Origin of the sequence: Paraburkholderia sp. J41 (genome assembly GCF_905220235.1) — a bacterium.
Classification (GTDB): domain Bacteria; phylum Pseudomonadota; class Gammaproteobacteria; order Burkholderiales; family Burkholderiaceae; genus Paraburkholderia.
Map to the genome: position 1 here is coordinate 122,987 of NZ_CAJMZE010000004.1, position 14,634 is coordinate 137,620.

At 66.9% G+C, this 14,634-nt stretch carries 15 protein-coding genes; 6 read left to right on the forward strand and 9 right to left on the reverse strand.

Annotated features, from left to right (window positions below):
* Nucleotides 1-142: 142 nt before the first annotated feature.
* Complete coding sequence (locus U5805_RS05620; RefSeq protein ID WP_322102458.1) at nucleotides 143-700, forward strand: phasin family protein; 558 nt, start codon at nucleotides 143-145, stop codon at nucleotides 698-700.
* Between the two features lie 505 nt (nucleotides 701-1,205).
* Nucleotides 1,206-1,787: a lipocalin family protein gene (locus U5805_RS05625; RefSeq protein ID WP_322102459.1), complete on the forward strand. Its 582-nt coding sequence runs from the start codon at nucleotides 1,206-1,208 to the stop codon at nucleotides 1,785-1,787.
* Nucleotides 1,788-1,919: 132 nt separating this feature from the next.
* On the opposite strand, the gene U5805_RS05630 is transcribed toward U5805_RS05625, so the two are convergent.
* The 9 genes from U5805_RS05630 to U5805_RS05670 all read right to left on the reverse strand — a co-directional run bounded on the left by U5805_RS05630 (nucleotide 1,920) and on the right by U5805_RS05670 (nucleotide 10,048).
* Nucleotides 1,920-4,139, reverse strand: coding sequence for a xanthine dehydrogenase family protein molybdopterin-binding subunit (locus U5805_RS05630; RefSeq protein ID WP_322102630.1), 2,220 nt, complete (start codon nucleotides 4,137-4,139; stop codon nucleotides 1,920-1,922).
* 158 nt (nucleotides 4,140-4,297) lie between these two features.
* Nucleotides 4,298-4,762, reverse strand: a complete 465-nt coding sequence (locus U5805_RS05635; protein ID WP_322102460.1) for a (2Fe-2S)-binding protein — start codon at nucleotides 4,760-4,762, stop codon at nucleotides 4,298-4,300.
* Nucleotides 4,759-6,075 carry a cytochrome c gene (locus tag U5805_RS05640; RefSeq protein WP_322102461.1) on the reverse strand — a complete coding sequence of 439 codons (1,317 nt, stop codon included), beginning with the start codon at nucleotides 6,073-6,075 and terminating at the stop codon, nucleotides 4,759-4,761. The genes U5805_RS05635 and U5805_RS05640 overlap by 4 nt, the downstream gene beginning before the upstream one ends.
* A 174-nt stretch (nucleotides 6,076-6,249) precedes the next feature.
* Entirely contained in the window at nucleotides 6,250-6,468 is a 219-nt protein-coding gene (locus tag U5805_RS05645; RefSeq protein ID WP_322102462.1) for a DUF2945 domain-containing protein, read from the reverse strand.
* A 65-nt stretch (nucleotides 6,469-6,533) separates the two neighbouring features.
* Nucleotides 6,534-7,325 (reverse strand): GGDEF domain-containing protein, encoded by a 792-nt coding sequence (locus U5805_RS05650; RefSeq protein ID WP_322102463.1) that lies wholly within the window; start codon nucleotides 7,323-7,325, stop codon nucleotides 6,534-6,536.
* 14 nt (nucleotides 7,326-7,339) lie between these two features.
* Nucleotides 7,340-7,726 (reverse strand): DUF1987 domain-containing protein, encoded by a 387-nt coding sequence (locus U5805_RS05655; protein ID WP_322102464.1) that lies wholly within the window; start codon nucleotides 7,724-7,726, stop codon nucleotides 7,340-7,342.
* Nucleotides 7,727-7,746: 20 nt separating this feature from the next.
* Nucleotides 7,747-8,310 (reverse strand): SiaB family protein kinase, encoded by a 564-nt coding sequence (locus U5805_RS05660; protein WP_322102465.1) that lies wholly within the window; start codon nucleotides 8,308-8,310, stop codon nucleotides 7,747-7,749.
* A 14-nt stretch (nucleotides 8,311-8,324) separates the two neighbouring features.
* A complete protein-coding gene (locus U5805_RS05665) occupies nucleotides 8,325-9,440 on the reverse strand; it encodes a SpoIIE family protein phosphatase (protein WP_322102631.1) in 1,116 nt (371 codons plus the stop codon).
* A gap of 191 nt (nucleotides 9,441-9,631) precedes the next feature.
* Nucleotides 9,632-10,048: a hypothetical protein gene (locus tag U5805_RS05670; RefSeq protein WP_322102466.1), complete on the reverse strand. Its 417-nt coding sequence runs from the start codon at nucleotides 10,046-10,048 to the stop codon at nucleotides 9,632-9,634.
* Nucleotides 10,049-10,238: 190 nt separating this feature from the next.
* On the opposite strand from U5805_RS05670, the gene U5805_RS05675 reads away from it, so the two are divergent.
* The 4 genes from U5805_RS05675 to U5805_RS05690 all read left to right on the forward strand — a co-directional run bounded on the left by U5805_RS05675 (nucleotide 10,239) and on the right by U5805_RS05690 (nucleotide 14,228).
* On the forward strand, nucleotides 10,239-11,660 hold the full coding sequence (locus U5805_RS05675) for an RAD55 family ATPase (protein WP_322102467.1): 1,422 nt from the start codon (nucleotides 10,239-10,241) through the stop codon (nucleotides 11,658-11,660).
* A 49-nt stretch (nucleotides 11,661-11,709) separates the two neighbouring features.
* Nucleotides 11,710-12,096 (forward strand): response regulator, encoded by a 387-nt coding sequence (locus tag U5805_RS05680; RefSeq protein ID WP_322102468.1) that lies wholly within the window; start codon nucleotides 11,710-11,712, stop codon nucleotides 12,094-12,096.
* Between the two features lie 204 nt (nucleotides 12,097-12,300).
* Nucleotides 12,301-13,170, forward strand: a complete 870-nt coding sequence (locus tag U5805_RS05685; RefSeq protein ID WP_322102469.1) for a hypothetical protein — start codon at nucleotides 12,301-12,303, stop codon at nucleotides 13,168-13,170.
* A 170-nt stretch (nucleotides 13,171-13,340) separates the two neighbouring features.
* Nucleotides 13,341-14,228, forward strand: a complete 888-nt coding sequence (locus U5805_RS05690) for an SDR family oxidoreductase (protein WP_322102470.1) — start codon at nucleotides 13,341-13,343, stop codon at nucleotides 14,226-14,228.
* Nucleotides 14,229-14,634: the final 406 nt, after the last annotated feature.

Genomic DNA, 14,634 nt, shown 5'->3' on the forward strand with positions numbered 1-14,634 from the left:
ACCGCACGCAACGCGCGGCGGCACGGCCGTTGCGTACGGCCGTTGCGTGATACGCATCGGCATCGCGCGGAATCTGCCGCGCTGCAATGTATTTCGCTGCAACCTTCTTCCACCGGCGTCGAGCCGAAAAAGGAGTCACATCATGAGCGACTTTCACGCCAGCACGGCAAGCCTGAACCCCGGCGCCAGCACCGCCATCGACCCCGCCCTGGCTGCGAACGCGAGCTGGGTCGGCATCTGGAGCGGCGCGGCGGCGCGCCTTGGCGATCTCACGGCACAAGCCATTCGCACGAGCCTCGACGAGCAGCGCGCCATTGCGCTCGCCGCCGCCGAGGAAAGTTCGCCGCTCGGCGTCTGGCGTCTGCAAACGAGCTATTCGCTGACGGGCGCGGCCAAGACGGTGGCATATTTCCGCCATGCCGCCGAAATCGTGCTCGATACGATGACGCACGCCGTCGCCGACGCGGAGGGGCGCGTGAACCAGCATTTCCTCGCGATGACGGGCGCAATGACGCACACGGCGGAGCAGGCGGCGGCGCAAGGCGAATCGTCGCTCGTAAGCGCCGACGCTTCCGCGCAAGTCGCGGACAGCGCCGTGCGGATCGTGGATGCGGCGGGCAACGCGGTATCGTCGGCAACGAACGCCGCTACGAGCGCGGCGACGAATGCGGCCGCGAAAACGCCGAACGCCGGGCACTGAGCGATGCTCGCTTGCGCGGCGGTTACGACGATACCGGTTGCGGGCGGCGCGAATCCCGTTGAAGCGGGTTGAAGCCGGTTGAAGCTTGTTGAAGCCGGTTGAAGCATCAGGTGGCTGCGGCGCGCGCTTGATGCGGCGATCCGGTATTCATGCTGGGCCGCGACCGATGAAGAAGCGTCGCGAGCCGTTGCGCAAATGCGCGAAGCAAGTCTGCCTTGCCTGAGCGAAAACTTTGGCTCGCGAGCTGCGTTTTTTGCAGCGCAGCTCGTGAGCGCCGCGTTGGGCGCTTCGGCAAGAATGCGCAGCCGGATTCGATGAGTTCGTAATCATTCGGAATACGAACGAATGGCGCTGCGCATAAAAATGCACCGCATGTCGATGACGAAACCCGCCACGCGCGAGGCGCAGCATAAGGACACAAGCAAAGCACCGGCTTCGCCCAGGCACATCCAATGCAACGCACTCCGTTCCTCGCTACCATGACGAACAAGACCAAGGAGGCCGCATGAGAAGCCGTATTCATCCCGCGTGGCTCGCCGCGGGCACCCTCGGCGCATTCGCGGCGGGCGCGCTGTTGTGGCAGAAGTCCGGCGCGTTCGCGGGCGGGCCGCGCGGCAACCGGCGCGTGCCGCAACCGGCCCTGCCCGTCGATCTCGACCGCTACGTGGGGCGCTGGTTCGAATTCGCGCGCTATGAAAATCGTTTCGAGCGCGGCGGCGAAGCCGTGATCGCCGAGTACGCGCAGCGCGACGACGGTCTCGTGGACGTGCTGAACCTATGCCGCGTGGGCAGCACGAACGGGCCGATTCGCGTGGCGAAAGGGCGCGCGAAGGTGGTCGAAGGCAGCGGCAACGCCAAGCTCAAGGTCTCGTTTTTCGGGCCGTTTTACGTGGGCCATTACTGGGTGCTCGACCATGCCGACGACTACGCATGGTCGATCGTCGGCGAGCCGTCCGGGCGCTTCCTGTGGATACTCACGCGCGAACCGGAGCCGGGCCGCGATGCCGCGGCGGCGCTTGTCGCGCGCGTGCGCAAGCTTGGCTACGACACTTCGATGCTGCGCTTTACCGCTCAGCACCACGCTTGAGGATGCATGAGGATGCATTGAGCGTGCTCGACGACATTGCCCGATCGTGCTGACGAAGCGCGACCACGCGCGACCACGCGTAAAAACAGCGAAACGCGCGAGATCGCAAACGATCGCAAACGATCGCGCGCATCACGCTCTGAGCGCGGTCTTGCCCGCTTCGCCCAGCAGCGGCAAATCGCGAATCCGCACCCCTGTCGCGTCGAAAATGGCATTCGCGAGCGCGGCGGCAGCCGGTCCCTGCGCCGCCTCGCCCACGCCGAGAAACGGCAGGCCGGGCCGGTCGATCAACACGACCTCGACGGCCTTGGGCACGGATGCGAAGCGCAGAATGGGGTAGCTGCTCCAGTCGGCGCTCGTGATGCGTTGACGGTCGAAGCGCGTTTGCTCGAACAGCGTCCAACTGCTCGTTTGCACGATGCCGCCTTCGATCTGGTTGCGCACCCCGTCGGGATTCACGATCTGCCCGCAATCGACGGCGGCCACCACGCGCTCGACAAGCACGTCGCCCGTGTCGCGCGCGACGCTCACTTCCACGGCCACGGCGAGATATGCCATCAGGTTCTTGTACTTCGCGAAGGCGAAGCCCGTGCCGCGCGCCTGCGTCCTCACGGAAGGCAGTCGCGCCGTGCGCGGCCGCCAGCCGAACTGCTTCGCCGCCGCCCGGATCGCGTCGTGCGCGCGCGGGTCGTCCAGGTGCTTCAGGCGAAACGCCACGGGGTCGGCTTGCGCGGCGAGCGCGAGTTCGTCGACGAAGCTTTCTATCGCGAAGATGTTCATGTGCGCGCCGAGCGAGCGCATGGCCGACACGCGAATCGGCATGTCGGGCAGGAAATGATGCTGCACATGCAGGTTCGGCACGCGATAGAGCGGAATGCTGTTGCGGTCGCCGCCGCCCTCGGGCATGGGAATGGGTTTGGGCGGCGCGGGCGTGAACGGTTGCGCGAGCAATTGCGCGGGCAACAGGCGCCCCGCGTTGTCGATGCGATTGTTGTGCGTGTTGCTCCATAGTTCGTACTGCCAATCGACGATCGTGCCGCCCGCATCGAGCGACGCGCTTGCCTCGACCGTCATCGCCGGGCCGAACGGTTCCCACGTATGCTCCTGCTCGCGCATGAACTGCACGCGCACCGGGCGTCCCGGCAACTCGCGCGCGAGCAGGGCGGCGTCGGCGGCGGCGTCGTCGGCGCCGTTGTGGCCGTAGCAGCCCGCGCCTTCCACATGCACGCATCGCACGTTTGCGGGCGGCATCGCCAGCATTTCGGCAAGCCCGGCGCGCAGCGGATACACGCCTTGCGTGTGCGTCCACACCGTCATCGTGCCGTGCTCGAAATGCGCCAGCGCGCACGAAGGCCCGATCGAGCCATGCGTGAGATACGGCTTCGAATAGCGCGCGTGCAGCGTTTTTGCGGGCGCATTCGCGGCGTTTGCCGCGCTCGCATGCTGGTCGGCCACGACGATCTCTTGAGCGGGCAGACGCATCAGGTAAGCGTGGATCGTCGCCGGGTCGGGCAGCGGCGCGCCGGGTTGCCACCGCGCGGCCAGCGCGAGTTCGCGCATCGCGACGATGGCGCGCCATTCGTCGTCGGCGATCACGGCGAGATAGTTGCCGTTGCGCACGACCTTGATGACGCCGGGCAGCGCCTGCACGCGGGCGAGATCGACGCTCGCGAGCGTCGCGCCATAGGCGGGCGGGCGCACCACGCGTGCGTGCACCATGCCCGGCGGGCGCATGTCCTGCACGTAGCTCGCGCCTCCCGTCACCTTGCCCGGAATGTCCACGCGCGCGAGCGTGCGGCCGATCACCTCGTAGTGCGCGGGCGCTTTTCCCGCCGCGCCGGGCTGCGCGTCCTGATGCAGATTCGCATGCCGCACGGCGTCGCCGTAACTCACGCGGCGGCCGTCGCTCGCCACGATCGCGCCGTCGCGCGTGGCAAGCGTCGCGGCATCGGCTTGCAATTGCGCCGCCGCGCTTTCCACCAGCAGCGCGCGCACCTGCGCGGCCGCGTTGAGGATCGCGGTGCCGCTGTCGGCCATCGTGTGGCTGCCCGCCGTGTAGCCTTCGTTGGGTGTCGCGGCGGTGTCGGCGGTCACGATCTCGATGGCGTGCGGCGGCAAGTCGAGTTCCTCGGCCGCGAGTTGCAAAAGCGCCGTGCGCACGCCCGTGCCCAGTTCGACCTTGCCGGTGCAGACGGTCACGTGCCCGTCCGGGCCGACCTTGATCCACGCGTCGAGCAGCGGCGTGGTCTTGAGGCTGCCGGGCAGCTTCGGCGCGCTCGCGGTAAAGGTGCCCGCTTCGGTCGTGGTTTGCGCGAGCGCGGCGGCGCCCGGCACCAGCGCGAAGCTCACCATGAGCGAGCCGCCCACGAGAAAACGGCGGCGTCCGGCGTCGGCGGGGCCGTCGTGCGCTTTTTCGTGGGCTTTTTCGTGCGCTTCTACGTGCGCTTCTACGTGCGCTTCTACGTGGGCTTCGCTTACGCCTTCTCGCGCGGAATCGCTCATGCGTTCGCTCACGAGTTCGCTCCGCCGGCCGCTTCGCGGATCGCCGCGAGGATGCGCATATGCGTGCCGCAGCGGCACAGGTTCGGCTCCATGTGGCGGCGAATCGTGGCTTCGTCGGGATGCGGCGAGCGCTCCAGCAGCGTTTGCGCGCGCATGATCATGCCCGCGATGCAGTAGCCGCATTGCGCCGCCTGTTTGTCGATGAACGCCTGTTGCAGCCGCGACGGATGCTGCGCGCTGCCGAGCCCTTCGAGCGTGCGCACGGGCCGCTCGCCGATCGCGGCAACGGGCAGCAGGCACGAGAACACGGCTTCGCCGCCCACGTTCACGGTGCATGCGCCGCATTGGCCGAGGCCGCAGCCGAATTTCGCGCCGTCGAGCCGAAGCTGGTTGCGCAGCACGTAGAGCAGCGGCGTGGCGGGATCGACGTCGAGCGTATGCCGCGCGTCGTTGACGGTGAGCGTGATCGTCATGGCGTGCCTTCCTTTCGATAGCGCGCGACCGCGTCGGCGTCGAGCGCGGGCCACGCGCCCTGCGTGCTGAAACGCGCGCGCGTGTAGTTCGCGAGATCGGCGATTTGCGCGTTCGTGAACGTGTCCGCGAACGGCGGCATGAAATGCGCGGCGGCGCTGCCTTGCCAGGCGATGCCGTCGAGCAGGATGCGCACGACGTTGCGCGGGCTCGCCGCGTTGACGGCCGTGGAGAGCGCGAGCGAGGGGCGCTCCGAATTCGGCATCAGCGGGGCGGTTTCGCCGTGGCACGCGGCGCAGGCGGCCGCGAACAGCGTGGCGCCGTTGCCGTGGAGCGCGGGGTGGGAGACGGCCGCCGTTTTCAGCGGCGCGGGATTCGTTTCGGAGTCCAGACTAAGCAGATACGCGGCGATGGCGTCGACGTCGGCGGGTGATGCGTTGGCGAGCAGTTCGGTGACGGGGCGCATCGGGCCTGCCGCCGCGCCGTGTTCGCTCGCGAAGCCGGTGCGAAGATAGCTCGCGAGCTGCGCCTGCGTCCACGGTCTGGGCCGCTTCGCGAGATTGACGAGCGAGGGCGCGTCCCAGCCTTCGAGCGTGCCGCCTTGCAACGCATGCGCGTCGTCCTCCGCGCCCAGGCGCTTGAGCGGCGTGTGGCACGCGCCGCAATGGCCGACGCTCGTCACGAGATAGCGGCCGCGCGCGATGGCGTCGACGTCGGCATCGGCGTTTGCGTCGGCGTTTGCGTCGGCATTCGGCGCGGCTTGCGGTTCGGGGCCGGGATGCAGATAAAGCCAGTCCCAAACGGCCATCAGCGGGCGAAAGCCGAGCGGGAACGTCAGCGCATTGGCGGGCGCGCGTGCGTGAACCGCGTCGCGCGTCATGAGCCACGCGTAGAGCGAAGCGATGTCGGCATCGCTCATCTTCGTGAAATGCGGATACGGAAACGCGGGATAGAGCCGATGCCCGTCGCGCGACACGCCGTAACGCATCGCGCGCGTGAACGCTTCGAGCGGCCAGCCGCCGATGCCGGTGTCCTTGTCGGGCGTGATGTTGGACGAATAGATCACGCCGAAGGGCGTGGCGAGCGGCCGGCCGCCCGCGAACGGCGCGCCGCCTTGCGCGGTGTGGCACGTCATGCAGTCGCCGAGCGCCGCGAGCTTCGCGCCGCGCGCGATGGCGCCGGCGTCGCCTGCCGGCGCGGTTGCGGCCGCAACGGTGTAGATGGCGGGCCACGCATGCGCCGCGCGCATGCCGTACGAAACGGCGAGCGCGACGGCGAGGCACATGCCGACCGCGAACGACCTTCCACCTTTCATCCCGCCTCCAGTGCGCGCCGCGCGCGGGCGCGAACGCCAACTATACTGCGCCGGGTGCGATGCGTCGGAAAGCACATCGGGCAGCGCATCGGGCCATGCATCAGGCAGCGCATCGGGCCATGCGTCAGGCAGCGCATCGGGCCATGCGCCAGGCAGCGGGCGGGCAAGCGGCGTTCAATGGCGCGCGTCGGCACTGAGCGCGTCGCCGGTATGCACGGCCATCTTGCCGCTTTTTTCGCTTTGCACTTCGTAGCGCGGTTCGGCGGCGCTCGCGTTCACGTCGTGGCCGTGAACATGCGTGCGCTCGTGCAGCACGCGCGTGACGACGCCGTGCGTTTCGCCTTGCGGCGTTTGCCAGCGCACTTTGTCGCCGGCTTTCCAGGTGGGGCTCATTGCGTCTCCGTGCGCCCGCGCGCGGGGCGGCGCGGGCGGCCACGCATGCGCAAGCGCCGTGCCGCTCAGCGCGCCGGGCCGGCCGCGAGCGACGGCGACGTTGACGGCGACGTTGACAGCGCCGAAGCGCAAGCCGGAAGAGGCTGCGCCGCTTCCACGCGATTGCGCCCGCCGCGCTTGGCGCGATACAGCGCCGAATCGGCGAGACCGTAGGCGGTGTCGAATTCGGTGCCGGCCTCGTTCGCGCTGATGCCGAAGCTCGCGGTGATGCGGCGGTTCACCGGCGCGGCGAACTCGTGCTCGCCGATGGCGGCGCGCATGCGCTCCGCCATGACGAGCGCTTCGGCCAGATCGTGCCGCGGCAGCACGACCGTGAACTCCTCGCCGCCCACGCGCCCGATGAACCCCGTGTCGCCGACGATGCGGCGCAGGCAGCCGACAATGCCCAGAATCACGGCGTCGCCGGCCGGATGGCCGTAGTCGTCGTTGACCTTCTTGAACTCGTCGATGTCGAGCAGGATCATCACCGCGCGGCCCGCGCGCAACGCCTTCGAGGTGCGCTCGATCACGGCGCTGCGGTTGAACACGTCGGTGAGCGCGTCGTGCGTCGCGCGGTACTGAAGCTGCTGCGCGAGCGCCTGCATTTCGCGCTCCGCGCGGTCGCTGCGGCCGATCAGGCGGCGCGTTTCGCGCATCAGGCGCTCGAAATGCGCGATCAGTTCGCCGAGCGCGGCGCGCTGGTCGGCCTGCCCCGCGCCGCTCGCATGCGTCGCGCGCGCTTTCTCCAGCGCGTCGCTTTCGTTGCGAAAGAGATCGGGCGCGTCGTTCGACGAGGTATCCGCGTGGGAGTTCGGCACCTTGCTCTCCGTGTTCAAACCGAAACGGGACAATCGGTGAACTGGATCGCCGTGAAGTCGGTTTGCAATTCCTCGCCGAATTCGAAGATCGTTTCGTCTTCGTCGTCGCGATACCAGTTGACGTGTACGCGGTTGCCCGCGCCGGCGGTTTCGTTGAGCGAATCGAAAATGCTGAACAGCATCTTCGTGCTCGAACTGTTGAAATACGTGAGCGTGACGTCGACGGTGATGGCGGCGTCGGTGCAGCTTGCGAGGTATTCGTTCAGACGCTCGATGATCGGCGAATAGAATGCGGCCGCGTTCTCGGGATACGACTCGCCCCGGAGCGAAAGCAGGTTCTGGTCGAACCGGAAATCGATCTCGGGCGACGTCGCCGTGGCGGCAATGAAGAGATTTTCCATGGCGGGTTCGCGTACTTGGCTCAGATGATGGTCTTAAGGCAGAAAAGGGCGGTCTCGGGGTCGCCGGCGCGCGGATGAAAGGCGAATTCGAGCGGCGCGCTGGCGTCGCGCGCCATCGTCAGAAAGCCGAGTCCCGCGCCCTTGCTTTCCGGCGGGGTTTCCGCGCGCAACGAGGTCTTGTAGGCCGCCTTGATTTCATCGAGCGTCATGTTGCGCAGCGGTTCGAGTTTCTCGCGCAGATCGTCCACGACGCCCACGGCGACGGGATTCGCGCACATCATGAAATGGCGCTCGCCTTCGATGGTGATGCACACGGCGCCTTCGCGCACGGCGCCGCCCTTGTCCTGCCCGTCGAGCAGCGAATCGGCCGAATAATGGACGATATTCTGCGAAAGCTCGATAAACGACGAAAAGAGTTTGCGGCGCGTGGGCGCGCTCACGCCGGCCACTTCCAGTTGCAGCTTCACGACCTCGCTCATCGCCGCGACGATGTTATGCGAGAAATAGCCCTTGTGATAAAAGATCAGATTGCGGCGCTGTGCGAGTTCAAAAAACGCACTGTCCTGATCGATGAATTCCGGCATGTTCATGGGCTACCTTAAACGCGGGTGAAGAATAGCGTCACGTCGTCGCGACGCGATTGTTTTCCTTGCCAGGCGGCCAGCGCCTCGCGCAATGCTTCGCCGATTTCCGTGGGCGATTGCGCCCGCCGCTCGAATATCAGATCGAGCGCGCGGCGCTTGCCGAAGGCGATGTTCTTCGCGCCGCCGATCTGGTCGATCAGGCCGTCGGTGGAAACGAACAGCAGGCTTTCGCCGGGCATATCGACCGTGTGCAGCGTCCATTCGTGATCGGCGAGACTGTCCACGTAGCCCACGCCCATGCGCTCGCCGGCCACGGTTTCGAACCGGTCCGCCTGCGGGCGCAGCACATGGAGCGCGATGCGCGCGCCGGCAAACAGCAGTTGCCGCCTCGCGGTGTCGAACCAGAAGAACGCCGCGTCGAGACCGTCGTTCGACTGCGGGGATTCGCCCGCGCCATGCACCTGGCCGAGCAAACCCTTCACGTTGCGGTTGACGGCCGCGAGCAGCGCGCTCGGGTCGCGCGGGCCCAGTTGTTCGAGCGCCTGCGTGAGCGAGGCCGAAGCGAGCAGCGTCATGAACGCGCCGGGCACGCCGTGGCCCGTGCAGTCGGCCACCGCGCCGAACCAGCCGTCGGCGAACGCGGCGAAGTGATAGAAGTCGCCGCCCACCACGTCGCGCGGCTCCCAGAGCAGCGCCGCGCCGGGCAGCCTGGCCGCGAGCGCGTCGCGCGAAGCGCGCAGCATCGCCTGCTGGATCACGCTCGCGTATTCGATGCTCTGCATGACCTGGCGGTTGCGCTCGGCCTGCACTTCGGCCACGGCGCCCAGCAATTGCAGCCCGTTGCCGATGCCGGCAAAGCGGCCGTTGCGCGTCACGATGAAGCCGTCCACGAGCGCTTTCTCGCCCACTTCCACGGTCTTGAAGGTGAGCGCCTCGATGCTCATGTCGGCGTCGACGATGAGCGGCTCCTTGTCCATGAAGGCGATGCAGCTTTTCTTGTCGTACAGCTCGCGATGGAACGGCTTGCTCATCTGCGAGAGAAAGATGTCGCGATTGATGAGGCCAATGGGGCGATCGTGCTCGATTACCGCGAGACTCACCATGTCGCGCCGCGAATAAAAGATTTCCATCACGAGCGAATTGGCGTCCGAGGCGTCCACGGAAGGCACATCCTGGGACAGATCGCCTGCGCAACGTGGGCTCTGGGCAACACCGGGGCGACGAAACTGCGCAAGCGCTGGATGCATGATGAGGCGGCACCACGTATGAGGAAACCAGCACGCTAAAGCCCTTTTGTGTCGGTTTCGTTACAGGGGGCGATTCAAAATGAGTTAAACGTTTGCGTGTTGCGCGGCGGGTTCGCGCGCTGCAAAACGGTGCGCTCCGCCGGGCCGGAGCGCCGCTGGACGGGGCTTTCGGACGATCGGGCCAGGGCCGGCCGGGTCTCGCCGGCACTCCGGCGGCACTCCGGCGGCGATCCGGCGGCCGTATTGCGGCGGTTATCGGATTGAATGGCGGCTTTCTTTGTCTTACGAATTGCCGTCGGTTTAAACACCGCTGCGCGCATGGCAATTCGCCGTAATCCAGCCCGATAAATCAGCCGATAAAGCCCGATAAAGGAACCCGATAAAAGGCCGATAAAGCGCCGATGAAGGGCCGATAAAGCGCCATTGGCGAAAGGCCGGGGACAGATTGGTTTCCTTGCATGGCGATATCGCGGCGCATTCGCAACGGGCATTCGCGCATGGCTTTAAACGGCGCGCCATTCCTGTTTTAAGCGCCATTCGCCAGCGCGAGGCGTTTGCCGCATAATGATGACCGCGAGCGACGCGGCATGCGCGCAAGCTAAACGATTTCAAGGCACCGGCGCGCGGTCATTGCCGGGCTCCGGGGTTTCCGGTCATCTTCTCGCCGAATTGATACACGCGATGCAACAGACCCTGACGCGGTTGAACAGTCACGTACCCGGCCTCGACCCCATTCTCGGCGGCGGCATGATCGCGGGTTCCGCCTATATCTTTCAGGGGCGGCCGGGCGCGGGCAAGACCATCCTCGCGAACCAGATTGCGTTCGCGCAGGCGAGGCAGGGCGGCAAGGTGCTCTACATCACGCTGCTCGCCGAATCGCACGACCGGCTGTTCCAGTCGCTTTCGACGCTCGGGTTCTACGACGCTGCGGTTATCGGCAAGGAAGTCACGTATCTGAGCCTGTTCCGCACGCTGCGCGTGGAAGGGCTCACGGCGCTGGTCGAATTGCTGCGCAAGGAAATGGCGCGCCAGGGCACCACCATGCTCGTGCTCGACGGCCTGCTCAACGCGCGCGAAAGCACCCACAACTCGCTCGACGTAAAGACCTTCGTGGCCGAACTGCAAGGCCACGCGGCGTTCAGCGGCTGCACGGTGCTGTTTCTCACGAGCGCGCGCATCGACGAATCGAGCCCCGAGCACACCATGGTGGACGGCGTGCTGCAACTCGAAGAGGAACTGTTCGGCTCGAAAACGGTGCGGCGCCTGCGCGTGTCGAAGTCGCGCGGCAGCGGCTCGCTGAGCGGCCTGCATCATTACCGCATCAGCGACGACGGCATTACCGTTTACCCGCGGCTCGAAGCGCTGTACGCGCATCCGCTCGGGCGCGATCACGCGCCGGTCGAACGCGTGTCGAGCGGCTTCGAGGAACTCGACCAGCGCATCAAGGGCGGCTTGCCCGCGGTGTCGGCCACGGCCGTGGTCGGCCCCGGCGGCAGCGGCAAGACGAGCTTCGGCCTGAACTTCCTGCGCCTCGGCACGCCCGAAGCGCCCGCGCTGCATTTCGGCTTTTACGAAACGCCGGCGCGGCTCGCGAGCAAGGCGCGCGCGCTCGGCATCGACATGGAAGCGCTGGTGAAGTCGGGCGCGCTCACGGTGCTGTGGAATCCGCTCACGGAAAACGTGATCGACAGTCTCGCGTATCAATTGCTGGACGCGGTACAGGCACGCGGCGTGCGGCGACTGGTGATCGACGGTCTGGCGGGCTTCGAGCGCGCCACGGTGGACCCGCTGCGCTTCACGGAATTTCTTGCCGCGCTCACCAATCAGCTTCGCGTCATGGACGTCACGCTGATCTGCACGTGGGAAACGAAAGACCCGAGCGTGACGGGCCATAGTGCGGTTATACCCGAGGCGTTGAGCCTCTTCGACAACGTCATCGGCATGCAGCTCGAGGAAACGGAAGACGCGCTGTATCAAGGCATCAAGGTAATCAAGGTTCGAGACAGCGCGTTTGCGCCTTCCGTCACGAAGCTCACGATTCCCGACGTCGCCCCGCGCGCCGATATCAGCGTGACGGTTGCCGATAAACCGTCTCTACGATAGTGGCCCCGCGCCCCGGACGGCCAGCGGCAGCGCACGAGAGTGAGCCGGAATGACGACCATCGTTGTAGTCGATGACGAAACCCTGATCACAGACTTCCTCACCTTCTTTCTCGAGGACGCGGGGTATATCGTGCATGCCGCGCGCAATGGCGTGGACGCGCTCGAGCTGATCCTGCGCGTGTTGCCCGACGCCGTCATCACCGATTACATGATGCCGGCCATGTCGGGTCTCGAACTCGCGCGCGCCATGAAGGCCGACCGCACGCTCGCGCACATTCCCGTGATTCTTTCGAGCGCCGCGCAAGGCGCCGCGGCGCGCGCGCACCCCGATCTGTTCGCGGCGATTCTCGACAAGCCCTACGCGGCCGCGAAGCTGCTGCAAACGCTCGCGCTCGTGACGGCCGCGCGCGGCGGCGAAAGCGGCGCGGCTTCCTGATTCGGCGCTTGGATGGTGCGCTTGGGCGACGCCTGGTTGGCGTTTAGTTGGCGCTTGGTTGGCGCTTAGTTGGCGCCAGGCGGCGCTTAGACGGCGCGCGCCGTTGCTTCGCCGCTCGCGTGACGCGCGCGACGAGGCGGCCGCCGACGCAAGCCGGGCGTGGCGTTTGCTGGGCGAAACCGCGTCGTCATCGTCCGGGGTCCCATGCGCACACTCGACTTCACTTCGCTGCAAAGCCTGCTTTCGACCTTGCTCGGCCTCGCGGTCATCACGTTGATCGGCGTGGGCATACGCCTGCTGCTGATGCAGACGATGCAGCAGCGGCGCGAGCGCGAGAATCGTCAGATCAACGAACGGCTGCGCACGCTGATTGCCGCGTACAAGACGCTGGGCGGCTCGTTCACGGGCAATCTCGCCGTCGATCCCACGCACCTGCGCGATCTCAAGCGCGCTTCGATGGCGGTGCCGCCGGAGGCGCAAGCGGCGCTCGATGCGAAAGACCGCGCGAAAGACGGCGCGCTTGGCGCCATCGAAGGCGCAATTGAAGGCGCGAATCAAGACGCAATTGAAGGAGCGAATCAAGGCACGAACCAGGGCACGAACCATGGCACGAATCAGGCCGCGCATGCCATCGTTCCCGCGCCCGCCGAAACCGGCGAAACGGCCAGCAACGACCGCGCGCGGCGCATTCGGGATGCGGTGGAAGGCGCGCTCGCCGACATCATCCTGCTCGGCACGGAGGAGCAGGTGCGTCTCGCCGTCAAAGCCGCGCAGGAGATGACGCAAGGGCGGCCCGTACACACGGCGGCGCTCGTGGTGTCGCTGCGCACGTTCATTCGCTCGGTGCTCAATCTCGACGCCATGCCCGGCGATCTCGCCATACCGGAACAAGGCCCCGCGCGGCCGTCTTCAGGCGCGGCCAAGGCGAAGGACGGCGGCGGCGAGGGCAAGGGCGGCGGCAAAGACGGCGGCGGCATGGGCGCGGCTGGCGGCATGGGCGGCGCGGCCGGCATGGGCGGTACGGCGAGCGGCGCGAGCACGCATCACGACGATGAGGATGCGCATCACGCTTAACGCGGCGTTCGGTTTTCGGCTTTCGGCTTTCCGGCTTTCGGCGTTCGCGGCGCGCCTTGCCGTCGCGCGAAGGCGCGATCCTGTGAGCACGGTTCCTATGATAATGTCCCGGCTTCTATCGCCCGGCCGATAACCGCATAGTGAACGGCTTCCACTCAGGAGAGTTCACGATGCGTATTTTTGTTACCGGCGCGACGGGTTTTATCGGCTCCGCGCTCGTTCCCGAACTGATCGGCGCGGGGCATCAGGTGATCGGCGTCACGCGCTCGGAAGCGGGCGCGCAAGCGCTCGAAGCGGCCGGCGCGCAGGCGTATCGCGGCACGCTGGAAGCGCCCGCCGGTCTGCGCGAAGGCGCCGCGCAAGCCGACGCCGTCATCCATCTCGCGTTCGATCACGACTTCTCGCGCTTCGTCGACAACTGCCAGAAGGACGCGCGCGTGATCGCGGCGCTGGGCGAGGCGCTCGCGGGCTCGGCGCGCCCGCTGCTCATCACCTCGGGCACGGGCATCGGCGGCGGCGATCACGGCGAACCGGCGCGCGAGGACGTGTTCAACCCTCGCCATCCGAACCCGCGCATCGCCTCGGAAATCGCGGGGAACGCGCTGATCGAGCAAGGCGTCAACGTGTCGTTCGTGCGCTTGCCTCAGGTCCACAATCCGTATCGCCAGGGGCTGGTTTCGCCGCTCGTCGCCATTGCGCGCGAGAAGGGCAAGGTGGCTTACGTAGGCGATGGCGCGAACCGCTGGCCCGCCGGTCATCTCTCGGACGTCGTGACGCTGTACCGGCTCGCCGTCGAAAAAGGCGCGCGCGGCGCGCGTTATCACGCCGTGGGCGAGGAAGGCGTGACGAGCCGCGCGATTGCCGAATCGCTCGGGCGCGGCCTGAAACTGCCCGTCGTGTCGATCTCGCCCGAGGAAGCGCCCGCGCATTTCGGCTGGATGGGCCTCTTCGCCGGTCTCGACATGCCCGCTTCGAGCGCGCAAACGCAAGCCGCGCTGGGCTGGCGCCCGAGCGGCCCCACGCTGATCGCCGACCTCGACGAAGCGAAGTTCGCTTGAGTTCGCTTGAGTTCGTTTAAGTTCGCTTGAGGAGTTCGCGTCGAACGCGCGGCGCGCGCGGGCGGTGCGCGCATGCCGTCGCCGGATCTCGCGAACGCGAACGCGAGCGCGAGCTGCCGCCACGCGCGGCTCGGCAGGCGCGCGTGCGGCCGCTTGCGCACGCCTCGCGCATCGCGCGCCACCGCGCTACATCACGCCATACCGCGCCGCATCACGCGCCACGCGAAGCGCGTGAAATCCGCATGAGGGCGCACGAAGAAACGCGGAGAAACGCGGGACGCGACCCACGCGCCGCCGCGCTGGCGCGAAGTTTGCCGCGCATAGCTGCTATGCGCGGCGCGCAAGGCTAAGCTTCGCGCTTGCCACGCATAATCGGTGTGAACAAAGCCACGGATGCGCTGGGCTC

Coding starts and splice junctions, on each gene's coding strand:
- U5805_RS05620 (WP_322102458.1), top strand. CDS start 143: ATGAGCGACTTTCACGCCAGCACGGCAAGCCTGAACCCCGGCGCCAGC.
- U5805_RS05625 (WP_322102459.1), top strand. CDS start 1,206: ATGAGAAGCCGTATTCATCCCGCGTGGCTCGCCGCGGGCACCCTCGGC.
- U5805_RS05630 (WP_322102630.1), bottom strand. CDS start 4,139: ATGGTGAGCTTCGCGCTGGTGCCGGGCGCCGCCGCGCTCGCGCAAACC.
- U5805_RS05635 (WP_322102460.1), bottom strand. CDS start 4,762: ATGACGATCACGCTCACCGTCAACGACGCGCGGCATACGCTCGACGTC.
- U5805_RS05640 (WP_322102461.1), bottom strand. CDS start 6,075: ATGAAAGGTGGAAGGTCGTTCGCGGTCGGCATGTGCCTCGCCGTCGCG.
- U5805_RS05645 (WP_322102462.1), bottom strand. CDS start 6,468: ATGAGCCCCACCTGGAAAGCCGGCGACAAAGTGCGCTGGCAAACGCCG.
- U5805_RS05655 (WP_322102464.1), bottom strand. CDS start 7,726: ATGGAAAATCTCTTCATTGCCGCCACGGCGACGTCGCCCGAGATCGAT.
- U5805_RS05660 (WP_322102465.1), bottom strand. CDS start 8,310: ATGCCGGAATTCATCGATCAGGACAGTGCGTTTTTTGAACTCGCACAG.
- U5805_RS05665 (WP_322102631.1), bottom strand. CDS start 9,440: ATGGAAATCTTTTATTCGCGGCGCGACATGGTGAGTCTCGCGGTAATC.
- U5805_RS05670 (WP_322102466.1), bottom strand. CDS start 10,048: ATGCCCGTTGCGAATGCGCCGCGATATCGCCATGCAAGGAAACCAATC.
- U5805_RS05675 (WP_322102467.1), top strand. CDS start 10,239: ATGCAACAGACCCTGACGCGGTTGAACAGTCACGTACCCGGCCTCGAC.
- U5805_RS05680 (WP_322102468.1), top strand. CDS start 11,710: ATGACGACCATCGTTGTAGTCGATGACGAAACCCTGATCACAGACTTC.
- U5805_RS05685 (WP_322102469.1), top strand. CDS start 12,301: ATGCGCACACTCGACTTCACTTCGCTGCAAAGCCTGCTTTCGACCTTG.
- U5805_RS05690 (WP_322102470.1), top strand. CDS start 13,341: ATGCGTATTTTTGTTACCGGCGCGACGGGTTTTATCGGCTCCGCGCTC.